The organism is Nocardioides sp. InS609-2, assembly GCF_023208195.1.
Taxonomy (GTDB): domain Bacteria; phylum Actinomycetota; class Actinomycetes; order Propionibacteriales; family Nocardioidaceae; genus Nocardioides.
In genome coordinates, this window is record NZ_CP060034.1 from 4,488,891 (window position 1) to 4,504,807 (window position 15,917).

13 protein-coding genes are annotated in these 15,917 nt (G+C 69.3%); all 13 read left to right on the forward strand.

Translation table 11 applies throughout. The annotated features are described in order from the left end of the window. The first annotated feature begins 37 nt into the window (after positions 1–37). The 13 genes from H4Q84_RS22965 (at position 38) to H4Q84_RS23025 (ending at position 15,849) form a co-directional block, all read left to right on the forward strand. Complete coding sequence (locus H4Q84_RS22965) at positions 38–517, forward strand: hypothetical protein (protein WP_248581364.1); 480 nt, start codon at positions 38–40, stop codon at positions 515–517. Beyond that, a complete protein-coding gene (locus H4Q84_RS22970) occupies positions 517–5,133 on the forward strand; it encodes a LamG domain-containing protein (protein ID WP_248581365.1) in 4,617 nt (1,538 codons plus the stop codon). Before H4Q84_RS22965 ends, H4Q84_RS22970 begins: the two co-directional genes overlap by 1 nt. A gap of 34 nt (positions 5,134–5,167) precedes the next feature. Beyond that, a complete protein-coding gene (gene pdxT, locus H4Q84_RS22975; RefSeq protein ID WP_248581366.1) occupies positions 5,168–5,782 on the forward strand; it encodes a pyridoxal 5'-phosphate synthase glutaminase subunit PdxT in 615 nt (204 codons plus the stop codon). 11 nt (positions 5,783–5,793) lie between these two features. After that, on the forward strand, positions 5,794–6,567 hold the full coding sequence (locus tag H4Q84_RS22980) for a YebC/PmpR family DNA-binding transcriptional regulator (protein WP_248581367.1): 774 nt from the start codon (positions 5,794–5,796) through the stop codon (positions 6,565–6,567). Between the two features lie 148 nt (positions 6,568–6,715). After that, positions 6,716–7,264 carry a crossover junction endodeoxyribonuclease RuvC gene (gene ruvC, locus H4Q84_RS22985; protein ID WP_248581368.1) on the forward strand — a complete coding sequence of 183 codons (549 nt, stop codon included), beginning with the start codon at positions 6,716–6,718 and terminating at the stop codon, positions 7,262–7,264. Next, positions 7,261–7,857, forward strand: coding sequence for a Holliday junction branch migration protein RuvA (ruvA, locus tag H4Q84_RS22990; RefSeq protein WP_248581369.1), 597 nt, complete (start codon positions 7,261–7,263; stop codon positions 7,855–7,857). Before ruvC ends, ruvA begins: the two co-directional genes overlap by 4 nt. 19 nt (positions 7,858–7,876) lie before the next feature. After that, positions 7,877–8,932, forward strand: coding sequence for a Holliday junction branch migration DNA helicase RuvB (gene ruvB, locus H4Q84_RS22995; protein ID WP_248583711.1), 1,056 nt, complete (start codon positions 7,877–7,879; stop codon positions 8,930–8,932). 112 nt (positions 8,933–9,044) lie between these two features. Next, the gene (gene yajC / locus H4Q84_RS23000; protein ID WP_248581370.1) at positions 9,045–9,353 is read left to right on the forward strand and encodes a preprotein translocase subunit YajC; all 309 of its coding nucleotides are present in this window, start codon (positions 9,045–9,047) and stop codon (positions 9,351–9,353) included. Position 9,354: 1 nt separating this feature from the next. Then, on the forward strand, positions 9,355–11,115 hold the full coding sequence (secD, locus tag H4Q84_RS23005; RefSeq protein ID WP_248581371.1) for a protein translocase subunit SecD: 1,761 nt from the start codon (positions 9,355–9,357) through the stop codon (positions 11,113–11,115). Next, on the forward strand, positions 11,115–12,353 hold the full coding sequence (gene secF, locus H4Q84_RS23010; RefSeq protein ID WP_248581372.1) for a protein translocase subunit SecF: 1,239 nt from the start codon (positions 11,115–11,117) through the stop codon (positions 12,351–12,353). The genes secD and secF overlap by 1 nt, the downstream gene beginning before the upstream one ends. Beyond that, positions 12,350–12,889 carry an adenine phosphoribosyltransferase gene (locus H4Q84_RS23015; RefSeq protein WP_248581373.1) on the forward strand — a complete coding sequence of 180 codons (540 nt, stop codon included), beginning with the start codon at positions 12,350–12,352 and terminating at the stop codon, positions 12,887–12,889. Before secF ends, H4Q84_RS23015 begins: the two co-directional genes overlap by 4 nt. A 162-nt stretch (positions 12,890–13,051) precedes the next feature. Then, positions 13,052–15,283, forward strand: coding sequence for a bifunctional (p)ppGpp synthetase/guanosine-3',5'-bis(diphosphate) 3'-pyrophosphohydrolase (locus H4Q84_RS23020; RefSeq protein WP_248583712.1), 2,232 nt, complete (start codon positions 13,052–13,054; stop codon positions 15,281–15,283). Between the two features lie 260 nt (positions 15,284–15,543). Further along, positions 15,544–15,849 (forward strand): GIY-YIG nuclease family protein, encoded by a 306-nt coding sequence (locus H4Q84_RS23025; protein ID WP_248581374.1) that lies wholly within the window; start codon positions 15,544–15,546, stop codon positions 15,847–15,849. The last annotated feature ends 68 nt before the right edge of the window (positions 15,850–15,917 follow it).

A 15,917-nucleotide genomic window follows, 5' to 3' on the forward strand; every position in this document is an offset into this window, starting at 1 on the left:
CCATCACCCTTCCGCGGGTGGGGGAGAGGAGGGGCACATGACACAGCGATCGCGGGCGATCTTCATCGTCGGTGTGCTCTTCCTCGTCCTGGCAGGCACCACGTCGGTCGGGTGGACCTACTGGCGAGGTGCCGGGTCCGGCGCCGCGTCGGGTTCCACCGGCAGCACCCAAGCTCTCACCCTCAGCCCCGGCACCCCGGTCTCGGCCGTCTACCCCGGCGGCCAGTCCGCAGTGGTGGTCACCGTGGCCAACCCCAACACCCTCGGTGTGCGCCTGGAGTCCCTCGCGCTCGACACGACGCGCGGCGTCAGTGGCTTCGCCGTCGACGCCGGGCACTCGGGATGCGGCACCTCCGCCCTGTCCTACGCGACCCAGACAAACGGGGGCAGCGGCTGGAACGTCCCCGCCAACGCGTCGGTGACCCTCACCCTGGCCGGGGCCTTGTCGATGGGCACCGGCGCGGAGGATGCCTGCCAGGGTGCCTCCTTCACCCTCTACCTGCGGGCAGGCCCTTGATGCGCCGGCTGCTCGTGGCGATGCTCGCGGTGTCCCTCATCGGGGGCGCCGTTGCGTGGAGCTACTGGAGTGTCGCGCCGGCGGCCGGTGGCACCGGGGCCGCCGCCGCCACGACCGTCAACGCCGGGGCGACCCCGACGGCAAGCGCGAGCGGTGGCTCGGTCACCGTCTCGTGGTCCGCGACTGCCCTGGCCAACGGCCAGGCGGTGTCCGGCTACCTCATCCGCCGCTACGACGCCGTCACCTCGGCGCAGCAGACGATCCTCAGCGCGTGCACCGGCACCGTCGCCGCGACCACCTGCACCGAGAACATCGTGCCGACCGGCTCGTGGCGCTACACCGTCACCCCGGTGATCGGCACCAGCTGGCGCGGCGCCGAGAGCGCGCTGAGCAGCGTGGTCGACATCGACGCCACGCCACCCACGAACGCCCTTTCCCTGTCCTCGGTCACCGGCGGCGCCTCGCTGACAGGCAACACGGTCTACTACCGCGGTGCCGCTGCCGGAAGCTTCCGGGTCACCAACGCTGTCATCGATGCCCACTCCGGCCCGGCCAGCAGCACCACCGGCAACCTGTCGGGCACGACCACGGGGTTCACCCACACCGGATCCACCGTCTCGACGCCGAGCGGCGGACCGTTCGTGTCCGACGTGTTCTCCTGGACGGCCGCTACCACCTCGTCCCCGCAGGTCGTCGTCACCGGACGCGACGTCAAGGGCAACAGCGCCGCCGCGACCCTCACCCTCGCCAACGACCCGACCGCACCCACCGCTTCCGTCGACTACGTCAACGGTGCCACGACGGGACGCTCGGTCAGCGTCACCTTCAGCGCGTCCGACAGCGCCTCGGGTGTCGTGGCCGGCAGCGCGCGGCTCCAGCGGGCGGGCGCGCCGCTGACGAACGGCACCTGTGGCACCTTCGGCGGCTTCGTCAACATCGGGTCAGCAGCGCCCACCTCGCCGTACGCCGACACCAACCTCTCCGCCGGCCGGTGTTACAAGTACCAGTACGTCGTCAGCGACAGGGTCGGCAACACGCAGACCGCGACCAGCACCAACGTCGCCAAGGTCGACTACGCCACCTCGGTCGGCACCACGCCCGGTCTGTTGAGCCAGTGGCGGTTCGGTGAGCCCGTAGCGACCCTGACCTCCTCGGACTCCTTCACCGGCGCGTCGGGCACTCTGCTGACGAACCGAGTCGGCGAGGTCGGCGCCGCGTGGGCGTTCCAGGGCGGCTCAGGCAACACCGAGACGCTCAGCTCCGCGGGCCGGGTCTATCGCAGCGGCTCCGGCTACACGCGCACGTACTCCACCGCCACGCCCGCAAGCGCGAACTACTCCGTGGAAGCCGATCTCTACGTCACCTCCAACCTCGCCAACGAGATGGTGGGCGTCATCGGACGACTCGACTTGAGCTCGACCTCCTACTACCTCGCCCGGTGGCAGCAGGCAGACGCCAGTTGGAGAATCGGCAAGGTCGTCAACGGCGGTGCGGTCACCTACCCGGGCTATGTCGCCAATCAGGCCCCGCTCGTGCCCGGACAGACCTACCGCGTCCGGCTCGAGATGGTCGGCACTTCCCTGAAGCTCTACGTCAACGGCGTCCTGACCGTGACCGCGACGGACACCGCCATCACGGCCCCCGGCAAGGCCGGGATCATCGACGGCTCGGACACGGCGACGGTCACCAAGTCCGCCACCACCGGCGTCCACCTCGACAACTTCCAGGTCACCCCGTCCACCTATCCGCGCGCCGCGGACAGCAAGGGCAGCAACCCCGGTGACTACGAGAACGGGCCCACCCTCGGCCAGGCCGGTGCCCTGGCCGGTGACAGCAACACCGCGGCCCGCTTCGACGGCGTCAACGACCACGTCCAGGTCACCAACAGCACGGGGCTCCCGGCCGGCGCGGGCGTACGGTCGATCGAGGCGTGGATCAAGACCACCAGCACCGCACGTCAGGTGCTCTTCGGCTACGGCAGCGTGGCCACCTCCCAGCAGTTCGCGCTGTGGCTCGACGCAGGCGGCGGCTCGATGACCGCCTGGGGCTCGGGTACGGGCAACGACAAGGTCTTCGCCCTCGCGAACCGCCTGAACGACGGCGGCTGGCACCACGTGGTGCAGACCTACGACGGCACCTCGCTGACGATCTACATCGACGGGGTCTCCCTCCCGTCCCAGCAGGCCACCCGCAACACGGTGATGGACCGCTACGGCTTCGGCATCGGCGCGATCATCAACCCCTCGGACGGCAACTCCGGCGGATACTTCAACGGGTGGATGGACGAGGTCGCCTTCTACACCTCGGTGCTGTCGCAGGCGACGGTCACCGAGCACTACCAGCTCGGGGGAGCCGTCGCGGACCAGGCCGGTCCCACCGGAGGCTCGGTGGACGCCAGCGGGCTGGCCGGCACGGGCAGCCGCTGGTCCACCTCGACCACCCTGAGCCTCGTGCTGGCCAAGGGCACCGACCCCAGCGGGGTCGCGGCGACAGGCGCAGAGCTGCGCCGGTCGAGCGCGCCGCTGACCACCAACGGGACCACCGAGGGCGCCTGCGGCACCTTCACGGGCTACGCCGTGGTCGCGAGCGACCCCCCGTCGCCCGCGACCGACCCGGTCGCCGACCAGGCCTGCTACCGCTACGAGTACGAAGTGGCCGACGGGTTCGGCAACACGAGCGTCTACACCAGCCCCAACATCAAGGTCGACACGACGCCCCCCGCGCCTCCGGTCCTGACGTTCTCGTCGTTCATCAACACCTACTGGAGCGGCACGGGTTCGACCGTCTACTACCGCTCGGGCGCGGCGTCGGGCGAGTTCCAGGTCGCGGCGACCACGTCCGACCCCACGTCGGGCATCTCGGTGCGCACCTTCCCCCAGCTCGGCACCGGATGGACCGCCGCGCTGGTGGGCGCGAATGTCAAGTACTCCTGGAGCACCCCCCCGTCGGCTCCCGGCACCAGGAACGTCACCGCGACCAACCACGCGGGGGGCGTCTCCGCCAACGCGCCCTTCACGCCTACCGCGGACGGCGTCGCGCCCAGCGGCGGCACGCTGAGCTATGCCGACGGCGCGACCAGCAACACGACGGTCAGCGTGAGCTTCACTGCGGGCACCGACTCCGAGTCAGGGCTCGGGACCCGCGTCCTGCAGCGTGCCTCCGCGCCGCTCACGGACAGCACCTGTGGGACGTTCACGACGTTCGCGACGGTCACGGGCGGCACCAACCCCGGCTCACCCTTCGCCGACCCGGTCACCCGCAACTCCTGCTACCAGTACCGCTACCTCGTCTCCGACAACGTGGGCAACCAGCAGGCCGTCACTAGCGCGAACGTGGTCAAGGTCTGGCCGACCTATCTCGGCTCGGTCAGCTCCTCGACCAGCCTGGTCAACCAGTACCGCCTTGGCGAGGCCACCACGTCGTCGGACAGCTTCACCGGCGCCACCGGGGCGCTGCTCCAGAACCGCACCGGCGAGATGGCCGCGGCGTGGACCAGGCACCCGGCCTCCTCTGCAGATGCGACCATCACCGCCGGCGGACGAGTCCGCAAGGCTGGCACCAGCACGATGGGGGCGTTGTACTACGCCTCCGGTGTCCCGGCCACCGCGGACTACATCGTCGAGACCGACATATACGTCGCGACCAACCTTACGAACGACATGGCCGGCGTGGTCGGCCGGCTCGACACGACAAATGTCAACGGCACCTACTACTACGCCCGGTACGAGCAGACCACCCAGGTCTGGATCCTGTACAAAGTGGTCAACGGCACCTGGACCTGGTTGGGCCAGTCCGCGACCCAGGCGCTGACAGTCGGCTCGACGTACCGACTCGCCCTGGACATGACCGGCGCCTCCATCCGGGTGCTCGTCGACGGGGTGCAGGTTGTCGCGGTCACCGACGCCGGCATCGGCGCCGCCGGCAGGGGCGGCCTCGCCCTCGGCTTCCACGGCTCCTCGGCGACTACGGTGACCGACACCACGGGCATGCACCTCGACAACTTCCGAACCACTCCGGCGATGGTCGACGCCAAGGGCACCAACAGCGGTGACTACCTCAGCGGTCCTGTGCTGGGCGTTTCGGGTGCAATCGCCGGTGACGCGAGCACCGCCGCCCAGTTCGACGGGGTCAACGACTTCGCCAGCGTCAACCGTCAGGTCGCCGACGACTTCTCGATCGAGTTCTGGTTCAAGTCGACCCAGGGCATCGGCACAGGCACGCAGTGGTGGCAGGGCGCCGGTCTCGTCGATGCCCAGATCACCGGCTCGGCCAACGACTTCGGTGTCTCGCTCCGCGCCGACGGTCGGGTCGTGGCCGGAGTGGGCACGCCGGACGTGTCCATCGTCTCGACCACGGGTGGCTACAACAACGGCGCGTGGCACCACGTGGTGTTCACCCGCACGAGGGCCTCCGGCGCCCTGGCGCTCTATGTGGACGGTGCCGCGGCCGGAAGCGCCACCGGGAGCACGCTCTCGCTCACCAGCGCGTCCGCCATCAACTTCGGCCGGCTGCTGACCGGCACGAACTACTACGCGGGCGTCCTCGACGAGGTCGCCGTGTACAACACCGCCCTCACGCCGGGTGCGATCACCGCCCACTACGGCTCCGCCCAGTAGCCGGCGGGCCGGCCGGGCTGTCTACTCTGGCGCCGTGCCCCTCCCGACCATCGGCGTCTTCGCCCTTCAGGGCGACGTCCGCGAGCACCTCGCGGCACTGAGCTCCCTGGGTGCCGAGACTCTCGCCGTACGACGTCCTGAGGAGCTCGCGCGCTGCGACGGCCTCGTCCTGCCCGGCGGCGAGTCGACCACGATGTACAAGCTGGCCCGGATCTTCGACCTGCTGGAGCCGCTGCGGCAACGGGTGCGCGACGGCATGCCCGCCTTCGGGACATGCGCCGGGATGATCATGCTGGCCGACAAGGTGCTCGACGGCACCGCCGATCAGGAGACCATCGGCGGCCTCGACATCACGGTGCGGCGCAACGCCTTCGGGCGGCAGGTCGACTCGTTCGAGGGTGACCTCGACTTCGACGGGCTCGACGCACCCGTGCACGCTGTCTTCATCCGCGCACCCTGGGTGGAGAGAGCCGGTGCGGACGTAGAGGTGTTGGGCCGAGTCGAGGGCGGTCCGGCCGCGGGTACCATCGTCGCGGTCCGCCAGGGCCCGCTGATGGCGACGTCGTTCCACCCCGAAGTCGGGAACGACGCCCGGATCCACCGGCTCTTCGTGTCCCTGGTAACCGACCAGATGTCCCAGAAGTCGTAGGAAGAGAGCTCATGTCCGGCCACTCCAAATGGGCGACCACGAAGCACAAGAAGGCCGTTGTCGATGCCCGTCGCGGCAAGATGTTCGCCAAGCTGATCAAGAACATCGAGGTCGCCGCGCGGATGGGCGGTGGTGACATCACCGGCAACCCCACGCTCTACGACGCCATCCAGAAGGCCAAGAAGTCGTCGGTGCCCAACGACAACATCGACCGAGCGGTCAAGCGCGGGTCCGGTGCCGAAACGGGCGGCGCCGACTACCAGACGATCATGTACGAGGGCTACGGCCCGTCCGGAGTCGCGATGCTCATCGAGTGCCTCACCGACAACCGCAACCGCGCCGCGATGGAGGTGCGCACCGCCATGACCCGCAACGGCGGTTCGCTGGCCGACCCGGGCTCGGTGTCGTTCCTCTTCCATCGCAAGGGTGTCGTGATCGTGCCGGTCGACCAGGACGGCAAGCAAGTCTCCGAGGACGACGTGCTCGAGGCCACGCTCGAAGCCGGCGCCGACGCGGTCAACGACCTCGGCGAGGCGTTCGAGGTCGTGTCCGAGCCCACCGACCTGGTGGCCGTGCGCACTGCGCTCCAGGCCGGCGGCATCGACTACGACTCCGCCGAGGCGTCGTTCGTGCCCGACATGCAGGTCGAGCTCGACGCCGACGGCGCGGCCAAGGTGTTCCGCCTGATCGACGCACTCGAGGACCTCGACGACGTACAGAACGTCTTCGCCAACTCCGACGTCTCCGACGACGTGATGGCGCAGCTCTCCGACGACGACGACTAGCACTGCCGAACTCGCGAGGCAGAGCTGATGGTGGTCGAGTGATCCGCACGACGGAGCCTGCGAGGTCCTGACCGGCGTGTCGAGACCCGGTGAGTATGGAGCAAGCCTAACGTGGGACCGAACACACGTTCGGACGAGAGGCGGCCACATGCGGGTGCTCGGGATCGACCCCGGCCTGACCAGGTGCGGCATCGGCGTCGTCGACGGTGAGGTCGGCCGACCGCTCACGCTCATCGACGTCAACGTGCTCCGCACCTCGGCCGACCAGCCGGTCGCCCAGCGACTCGTGACGATCGAGAAGGGCATCGACGCCTGGCTCGATGAGTACTCACCCGACGCCGTCGCCGTCGAGCGGGTCTTCGCGCGCTCCGACTCCAGCACGATCATCGGCACCGCCCAGGCCAGCGGCATCGCCCTGGTCGCTGCCGCTCGTCGCGGGCTGCCGATCGCGCTGCACACGCCGTCCGAGGTCAAGGCCGCCGTCTCCGGCAGCGGCCGCGCCGACAAGGCGCAGGTCGGCGCGATGGTGACCCGCATCCTGCGCCTGGACGCCCCGCCGAAGCCGGCCGACGCCGCCGACGCGCTCGCCCTGGCCATCACCCACATCTGGCGCGGTGGCGCCCAGGCCCGCATCGACGCGGCCCTGGCTCGCCAGCAGCGCAGCGTCGCCGCCTACTCGAGGAGCAGCATCCGATGATCGCGTTCGTCCGTGGAGAGGTCGCCGCCGTCACGTTGAACTCGGCGGTGGTCGAGGTCGGGGGAGTCGGCCTCGAGCTGATGTGCACCCCCGGCACCCTGGCCACGCTTCGCACGGGCCAGCGCGCCGCCCTGCCCACCAGCATGGTGGTGCGCGAGGACTCGCTGACCCTGTTCGGTTTCCTCGACGACGACGAGAAGGCGACGTTCGAGCTCGTGCAGACGGCGTCCGGTGTCGGGCCCAAGCTCGCCCAGGCGATGCTCGCCGTACTGCCTCCTGACGACCTCCGCCGAGCGGTCGCATCCGAGGACGTCCCGACCCTCACCAAGGTGCCGGGCATCGGGCAGAAGGGCGCGCAACGGATCATCCTCGAGCTGCGCGACCGTCTCGGTGCGCCGGCCGACGTCATCCGCCGCGGCGGCCCGGTCGTCGCAGCGACGTGGCGCGATCAGGTGCAGCAGGGCCTGGTCGGCCTGGGCTGGTCGGCCAAGGAAGCCGACAAGGCCGTCGACGCCGTCGCCGACGACGCGGGTGACCAGCCTGATGTCAGTGCGCTGCTGCGTGCCGCCCTCCGCACGCTGAGCAAGGCCTAGACCCGTGTACGACGACCACCTGGACGCCGCCGAGGACGAGCACTTCCGTTCGCTCACTGTCGCGGATGCCGACGGCGACGAGCGAGCCGTCGAGGCGGCCCTGCGCCCGCGCAGCCTGGACGAGGTCGTGGGTCAGACGCGGGTACGCGACCAGCTCGGCCTGGTGCTCGAAGCAGCCCGTCAGCGCGGCCGCGCACCCGATCACGTGCTGCTGTCCGGGCCGCCCGGTCTCGGCAAGACGACGCTGGCGATGATTATCGCGCACGAGATGTCGACGCCGTTGCGACTGACGAGCGGTCCAGCCATCACGCATGCGGGCGACCTGGCCGCGATCCTCTCCGGGCTCAACGACGGCGACGTGCTCTTCGTCGACGAGATCCACCGGATGTCGCGGCCCGCCGAAGAGATGCTCTACATGGCGATGGAGGACTTCCGGGTCGACGTGATCATCGGCAAGGGCCCCGGTGCCACCGCGATCCCGCTCGAGATCCCACCGTTCACGCTCGTGGGTGCCACCACCCGCGCTGGTCTGCTGCCCGGTCCGCTGCGCGACCGGTTCGGCTTCACCGCGCACCTGGAGTTCTACGAGCCCCACGAGCTCGACCGGATCGTCAAGCGTTCGGCCGGGCTGCTCGAAGTCGACGCCCGCCCCGACGGCACCAGCGAGATCGCCTCCCGATCGCGCGGCACACCGCGCGTCGCCAACCGGCTGCTCCGCCGGGTGCGTGACTTCGCGCAGGTGCGGGCCGACGGCGTGGTCAACCTCGAGGTGGCCCGGGCTGCGCTCGACCTCTACGAGGTAGACGAGTCAGGTCTCGACCGCCTCGACCGGGCCGTGCTCGACGTGCTGTGCCGTCGCTTCGGCGGCGGTCCGGTCGGCGTCTCCACGCTGGCCGTGGCGGTGGGCGAGGAGCGCGAGACGGTCGAGGAGGTCGCCGAGCCCTACCTGGTGCGCTGTGGCTTCCTGGCCCGCACTCCGCGTGGGCGGATGGCCACGCCCGCCGCCTGGCGGCACCTCGGACTCGCCGTACCCCCGGGCGCCGGCATCGGCGACGCCACGCTGTTCGAGGAGTAGGTCACCGACCGCGTTGTGACGCGGCGTACACTCCTCCGTTGGTCGGCCTGTGCGGGGAATCCCCGCCCAATTGGTGGCCACCACCCACCGTCGTGATCGTTAGGAACTCTCTGTGCCGGAGTCGCTCGCCACTCTGCTGCCCATCGCGGCCATCGCCCTCATCTTCTGGTTGCTGATCGTGCGCCCCGCGTCGCGTCGGCAGAAGCAGATCGCCCAGCTCCAGTCCGGGCTCAGCACCGGTGACAAGGTGATGCTGAGCGCCGGCATCTACGGCGTCATCACCGCGACGACCGACGACCGCGTGCACGTGCAGATCGCTGACGGCGTCATCGTCGAAGCGGCGCGCGGCGCCGTCGCGTCGGTCGACCGGGCGCCGGTCACCGACGACGTCGAACCGCCGCACGACACGGAAGAGAACTGATATGGCGGGCAGGACAAAGCGCTATCGTCCCGGTCGCACCCTCGTCGCGTACTTCGCCGGCCTGGCGATCCTGTTCGGCCTCGTCGCCATCGGTGGCGCCTGGAAGCCCGAGCTCGGGCTCGACCTGCAGGGCGGCACCCGGATCACGCTGATCGCCAAGGGCGATCCCGACGCCGCGAACCTCGAGGAGGCCCGCAAGATCATCGACCAGCGGGTCAACGGCTCGGGTGTCAGCGAGGCCGAGGTGGTCAAGGAGGGCAACGGAATCATCGTCGTCGAGATCCCGGGTAAGAACCGGCGCGACCTCGTCGACACGGTGGAGCGTCAGGCGCAGCTGAGGTTCCGGCTCGTGGCCCTGGCCGCCCAGAGCGCCGCCGGTGCCGCCGAGCCGACCGACCCCACGACCACGGACGCCCCGGGCAGCGGAGTGCTCGCCCCGACGCCAACGCCGAAGCCGACCAAGAAGCCCGGCGGCAAGGCGAGTGACCAGCCCACCGAGTCGCCCACGGCGACCCCCAAGAACCGCGCCCCCTACGCCTGGGCCGACGGTGAGTCGCCGTCCCCCAGCGCACCGGCCAGTGAGCCGACCGCCCCGTCCGACGACTCGACCATCGTCGTGCCCGGTGAAGGTGCGAGTGAAGGTGCCGGCACCGGTGACGGTGGTGGCGAGGCCTCAGTCGACAAGCCGCTCGAGTGGATGGACAACCCCGGCACCCAGTGGACGCAGAAGTTCAACGACTTCACCTGCCCGGCCGGCGGCGCGATCCCCGTCGTCGACGACAACCCCGCCAAGCCGCTGATCACCTGCGACGAGAACGGCTTCAAGTACCTGCTCTCCAAGACGATGATCGAGGGCACCGCGCTCGACAACGCCGCGACCGAGGCGCCCAACCAGCAGCAGACGCAGTGGGGTGTCGGCCTCCAGTTCGACGGGGCCGGCACCAAGACGTTCACGACGATCAGCCAGACGCTCTACGGCACGGAGAAGCAGTTCGCGATCGTGCTCGACGGCAACGTCATCTCCGCGCCGACGATGAGGGGCCTGATCACCGACGGCAAGGCGTCCATCACCGGCAACTTCAAGCAGTCGGAAGCAGACAGCCTGGCGACCAGCCTGAAGTTCGGTGCCCTGCCGATCGCCTTCGAGGACCCGTCGACCGAGACGATCGGCCCCTCGCTGGCCGGTGACCAGCTCACCGCCGGCCTGACGGCCGGCGCCTTCGGTCTCGGGTTGGTGCTGATCTACTGCCTGTTCTACTACCGCGGCCTCGGCCTGGTCGTCGTGGCGTCGCTGCTGGCGGCTGCTGCCACGACGTACTCACTGGTCCTGCTCCTGAGCAAGACGGCCGGCTTCACACTGACCCTGCCAGGCATCGCCGGACTGATCATCGCCGTCGGCATCACGGCCGACTCGTTCATCATCTTCTTCGAGCGCATCCGAGACGAGATGCGTGAAGGGAAGTCGATGCGGGTCGCCGTCGAGACGGGATGGAAGAGGGCCAAGGTCACCAGACTCGCGGCCCAGGTCGTCTCGCTGCTGTCCGCGGCCGTGCTCTACATCTTCGCGACCGGCGTGGTGAAGGGCTTCGGCTTCGCGCTCGGTCTCTCCACCCTGGTCGACCTCGCGATCCTGTTCTGGTTCACGAAGCCGATGGTGTCGTGGCTCGCCAAGTTCAGGTTCTTCAACAGTGGACACAAGTTGTCCGGACTCAGCACCGACTCGCTCGGCATGGAGCCGGCCGCTGTGGGAGGTAAGGCCTGATGGGCAAGTTCTCGCGCCTCGGAAACGACCTCTACGGCGGTCGCAAGTCCTACGACTTCGTCCACAAGAAGTCCATCTGGTACGGCATCTCGCTCGTGCTGGTCGTCGGTGCCATCGCCATCGTGCTGCTGCGTGGTCTCAACTTCGGCATCGAGTTCACCGGCGGCACGCAGTACAAGGTGTCGCTGCCCACGAGCCAGGTCAACCAGACCAATGCCGACACCATCCGCGAGGCGGTTGCCGGCGCGGGTGTGCCCGAGGCCGAGGCGCCGATCGTCACGACCGCGGGCGAGGCCATCCTCGTCCAGATCGAGGAGCTCACCCAGACCGAGAGCGACACGATCACCACCGCGATCCAGGGCTCGGTCGACGGCGTCAGGGACATCTCCCAGGACGAGATCAGCGCCAGCTGGGGCCAGGAGGTCGCCAAGCGGGCGGCGCTCGGCGTCACCGTCTTCATCGTGCTCGTGATGCTCTTCATCGGCATCTACTTCCGGGAATGGAAGATGTCGGTGGCCGCGTTCGTCGCGCTGTTCCACGACATCGCCATCACCATCGGCGTCTACGCGCTGTCGGGCTTCCAGGTGACGCCGTCCGCGGTCACCGGCCTGCTCGCGATCCTGGGCTTCTCCCTGTACGACACCGTCGTGGTGTTCGACAAGATCAAGGAGAACACCCACGAGATGCGGCAGACGCGCCAGACCTACGCGCAGGCTGCCAACCTGGCGGTCAACCAGACCCTGGTGCGCTCGGTCAACACCGGCATCGTGGCCCTGATCCCGATCGGTGCGATCCTCTACGTCAGCGCGACGCAGCTCGGCTCCAGCTCCCTGCAGGACCTGGCGCTCTCGCAGTTCGTCGGCATGGCTGTGGGCGTCTACTCCTCGATCTTCCTGGCGCCGCGCGTGCTCGTGCACCTGAAGTCCAACGAGACCGAGGTCGTGCTCGCCGAGAAGCGCGCCAAGGCACGTGCGAGGGCGGCCGCCGACAAGTACGCCTCGGTGCCGACAACGCATGCCGAGGACACCCCGGTGGTCGACCCGGGAGACGTCGAGCACGGCGAGGATGTCGTGCCGGCAGGCTCCATCCCGACGCGTACGGCGCCGCCGCGGCAGCCCGAGGCCACCGGCCGTGGTCGCGTGGCACCGGAGGCTCGCGGGCCCATCGGACCCAGCGCCAGCTCGGGCGGCCGCAACCAGCCCAGCCGCAAGCCGCGGTCCAAGCGCGGCAAGTCGTGATCGACGCCCGCGAGGCGTTGGCACGACTGGTTCGAGACGTACCCGACTTCCCGGAGCCGGGAGTGGTGTTCAAGGACATCACCCTCCTCCTGGCCGATCACGACGGCTTCGCTGCCGTCGTCACCGCGCTTGCCGGAGCCGGGCGTGACGAGAACGGCGCCACGGTGGTCGACAAGGTCGTGGGGATGGAGGCCCGCGGGTTCATCCTCGGCGCCCCCGTTGCGCTCGCGCTGGGTGTCGGCTTCGTGCCGGTGCGCAAGGCCGGCAAGCTCCCGGGCGAGACGCACGCTGTCTCCTACGACCTCGAGTACGGCTCGGCGACCCTGGAGGTCCATCGCGACGCGATCGCACCGGGGGAGCGGGTCCTGCTCGTCGACGACGTACTCGCCACCGGCGGCACCGTCGCCGCCACGCGCCAGCTCGTCGAGGCCTGCGGTGGCGAGGTGGTCGGGGTGGCCATGCTCATGGAGCTCACGTTCCTGCCCGGCCGCGCCACGATCGGTGAGCTGCCGCTCACCGTGCTGATGTCCGTCTGACGCCGGTCACTCACCGGCCGCACTGGCGCACGTCACTAGACTTGTCAGATGGCCAAGGACGTCACCACTCCGCAGCTGGGGGAGAGCGCGCCCGAGGCAGCTGAGGAGCCCGTCACGCCGGCCGCGCGGGTTGCCGAGCCCATCGCGCAGTCGGGTCGCGGCATGCGCGCGCGCCTGGCCCGCATCGGCACCCGCAGCCAGCCCGGCAACACCGTCCTGGAGCCGTTGTTCAGGGCCGTGCGCGCCAACCACCCGAAGGCCGACCTGGCGCTGATCGAGCGCGCCTATCTGATCGCCGAGAAGATGCACGCGAGCCAGATGCGCAAGAGCGGTGACCCCTACATCACCCACCCGCTCGCGGTGACCACGATCCTCGCCGACATCGGCATGACCGAGCCCACCCTGGTCGCGGCGCTGCTCCACGACACCGTCGAGGACACGCCCTACACGCTCGACGAGCTGCGGTCCGACTTCGGTGACGAGGTCGCCCACCTCGTCGACGGCGTCACCAAGCTCGACAAGGTGAAGTACGGCGAGACCGCGCAGGCCGAGACCATCCGCAAGATGATCGTGGCGATGTCGCGCGACATCCGCGTGCTCGTGATCAAGCTGGCAGACCGCCTCCACAACATGCGCACGCTGCGCTACGTGCCGCAGGCCTCGCAGGAGCGCACGGCCCGCGAGACCCTCGACATCTACGCGCCGCTGGCGCACCGGCTCGGGATGAACACCCTCAAGTGGGAGCTCGAGGACCTTGCGTTCGCGACCCTGCACCCCAAGATCTACGACGAGATCGTGCGGCTGGTCGCCGAGCGGGCGCCGTCGCGGGACCAGTTCCTGGCCGAGGTGATCAGCAAGGTCGACCAGGACCTCAAGGACGCGAAGATCAACGCGAAGGTCACCGGCCGGCCCAAGCACTACTACTCGATCTACCAGAAGATGATCGTCGGCGGCCGCGACTTCTCCGACATCTATGACCTGGTCGGCATCCGCGTCCTGGTCGACGAGGACCGCGACTGCTACTCCGTCCTAGGCGTGCTGCACTCGCGCTGGAACCCGGTCCTGGGGCGCTTCAAGGACTACGTCGCGATGCCGAAGTTCAACATGTACCAGTCGCTGCACACCACCGTGATGGGCCCGCAGGGCAAGCCGGTCGAGCTGCAGATCCGGACCTTCGCCATGCACCGTCGTGCCGAGTACGGGGTGGCCGCGCACTGGAAGTACAAGGAGGACGGCCGCAACGGCGTCGACACGGACCGGGCCGGCGACCAGGACGACATGACCTGGCTGCGTCAGCTGATGGACTGGCAGAGCGAGGTCGAGGACCCGGGTGAGTTCCTGGAGTCGCTGCGCTTCGAGATCAACCGCGCCGAGGTCTACGTCTTCACGCCCCGCGGCGACGTGATGGCCCTGCCGCTCGGCGCGAGTCCCGTGGACTTCGCGTACGCCGTACACACCGAGGTCGGGCACCACACCATCGGCGCCCGGGTCAACGGACGGCTGGTCCCGCTGGAGTCCACGCTCGACAACGGTGACGTCGTCGAGGTCTTCACCAGCAAGGCGGCCACGGCTGCGCCGTCGCTCGACTGGCTGGGCTTCGTCAAGTCACCGCGGGCCCGGTCGAAGATCCGCCAGTGGTTCACGAAGGAGCGCCGCGAGGAGGCCATCGACCGTGGCAAGGAGCAGATCGCAAAGTTGATGCGCAAGGAGGGGCTGCCCCTCAAGCGCCTGCTGTCGCACGAGTCGCTGGGGCTGGCCGCGGTGCACTTCAAGCTCGCCGACGTCTCCGCCCTGTACGCCGCCGTCGGCGAGGGCAACCTCTCCGCGCAGGCCGTCGTACGCCGCGTGATCGACCTGCACGGGGGCAACGACGGTGCCGCAGAGGACCTCGCCGAGGGCGTGACGATCACCGGCACCCGCGGCCGCACGAAGGCTTCCAGCGGCGGCGACAGCGGTGTCGTCGTCAAGGGCGTCGACGACGTCTGGGTCAAGCTCGCCAAGTGCTGCACCCCAGTGCCGCCCGACCCGATCCTGGGCTTCGTCACCAAGGGCGGCGGTGTCTCGGTGCACCGCCGCGACTGCACCAACGCCGCTGCGTTGGAGCAGCAGCCCGAGCGATTGCTGCCGGTCGAGTGGGCGCCCACGTCGCAGTCGACGTTCCTCGTCAACATCCAGGTGGAGGCCCTCGACCGCTCTCGGCTGCTCTCCGACATCACCATGGCCCTGTCGGACACCCACGTGAACATCCTCAGCGCCACCCTCTCGACCACCCGCGACCGGGTCGCCAAGAGCCGCTTCACCTTCGAGATGGCCGACGCCAAGCACCTCGACAACGTGCTCCGCGCCGTACGCGTCGTGCCCGGCGTCTTCGACGCCTACCGCGTCACGCAGTAGTCCTGCCCGCTGGTTGAGGTGCGAGCGCGGCGGTCCGCTGGTTGAGGTGCGAGCGCAGCGAGCCTCGAAACCAAGGACGGGTTGGGACATATGCGCGCGTCCGGGGGCTGGCTGCCTTGGTTTCGAGGCTCGTCGCTGGCGCTCCTCGCACCTCTACCAGCGGCTGCGGCACATGCGCGGCGGTCCGCTGGTTGAGGTGCGAGCGCAGCGAGCCTCGAAACGAAGGACGGACTGTCGGTGCGCACGGTCATGCTCGCCTGATGACCCACGCCTACATCCTCGAGTGCTCCGACGGGTCCTACTACGTCGGCAGCACCGTCGATCTCGAACGCCGGGTCTCCCAGCACAACTCACCTCTGGAGGGTGCCGCCTACACGCGTCGACGTCGGCCGGTGCGCCTCGTGTGGCATGCCGATTTCGTCGACGTCGCCGAGGCCTACGCGTTCGAGAAGCGCGTCCAGGGCTGGGGACGAGGCAAGCGGCAGGCTCTGATCAGGGGTGACCTGGACGAGGTGGTTGCGTTGGCGAAGCGGCGCGGTGGTCGGCCGAGGCCGTCTGCCGGTTGAGGTGCGAGCGCAGCGAGCCTCGAAACCAACGACATGGCGGTGGCACATGCGCGCGTCCGCGGCGCTGG

Coding starts and splice junctions, on each gene's coding strand:
- H4Q84_RS23025 (WP_248581374.1), top strand. CDS start 15,544: ATGACCCACGCCTACATCCTCGAGTGCTCCGACGGGTCCTACTACGTC.
- secF (WP_248581372.1), top strand. CDS start 11,115: ATGGGCAAGTTCTCGCGCCTCGGAAACGACCTCTACGGCGGTCGCAAG.
- H4Q84_RS22980 (WP_248581367.1), top strand. CDS start 5,794: ATGTCCGGCCACTCCAAATGGGCGACCACGAAGCACAAGAAGGCCGTT.
- secD (WP_248581371.1), top strand. CDS start 9,355: ATGGCGGGCAGGACAAAGCGCTATCGTCCCGGTCGCACCCTCGTCGCG.
- H4Q84_RS22970 (WP_248581365.1), top strand. CDS start 517: ATGCGCCGGCTGCTCGTGGCGATGCTCGCGGTGTCCCTCATCGGGGGC.
- ruvA (WP_248581369.1), top strand. CDS start 7,261: ATGATCGCGTTCGTCCGTGGAGAGGTCGCCGCCGTCACGTTGAACTCG.
- ruvC (WP_248581368.1), top strand. CDS start 6,716: ATGCGGGTGCTCGGGATCGACCCCGGCCTGACCAGGTGCGGCATCGGC.
- H4Q84_RS22965 (WP_248581364.1), top strand. CDS start 38: ATGACACAGCGATCGCGGGCGATCTTCATCGTCGGTGTGCTCTTCCTC.
- H4Q84_RS23020 (WP_248583712.1), top strand. CDS start 13,052: ATGCGCGCGCGCCTGGCCCGCATCGGCACCCGCAGCCAGCCCGGCAAC.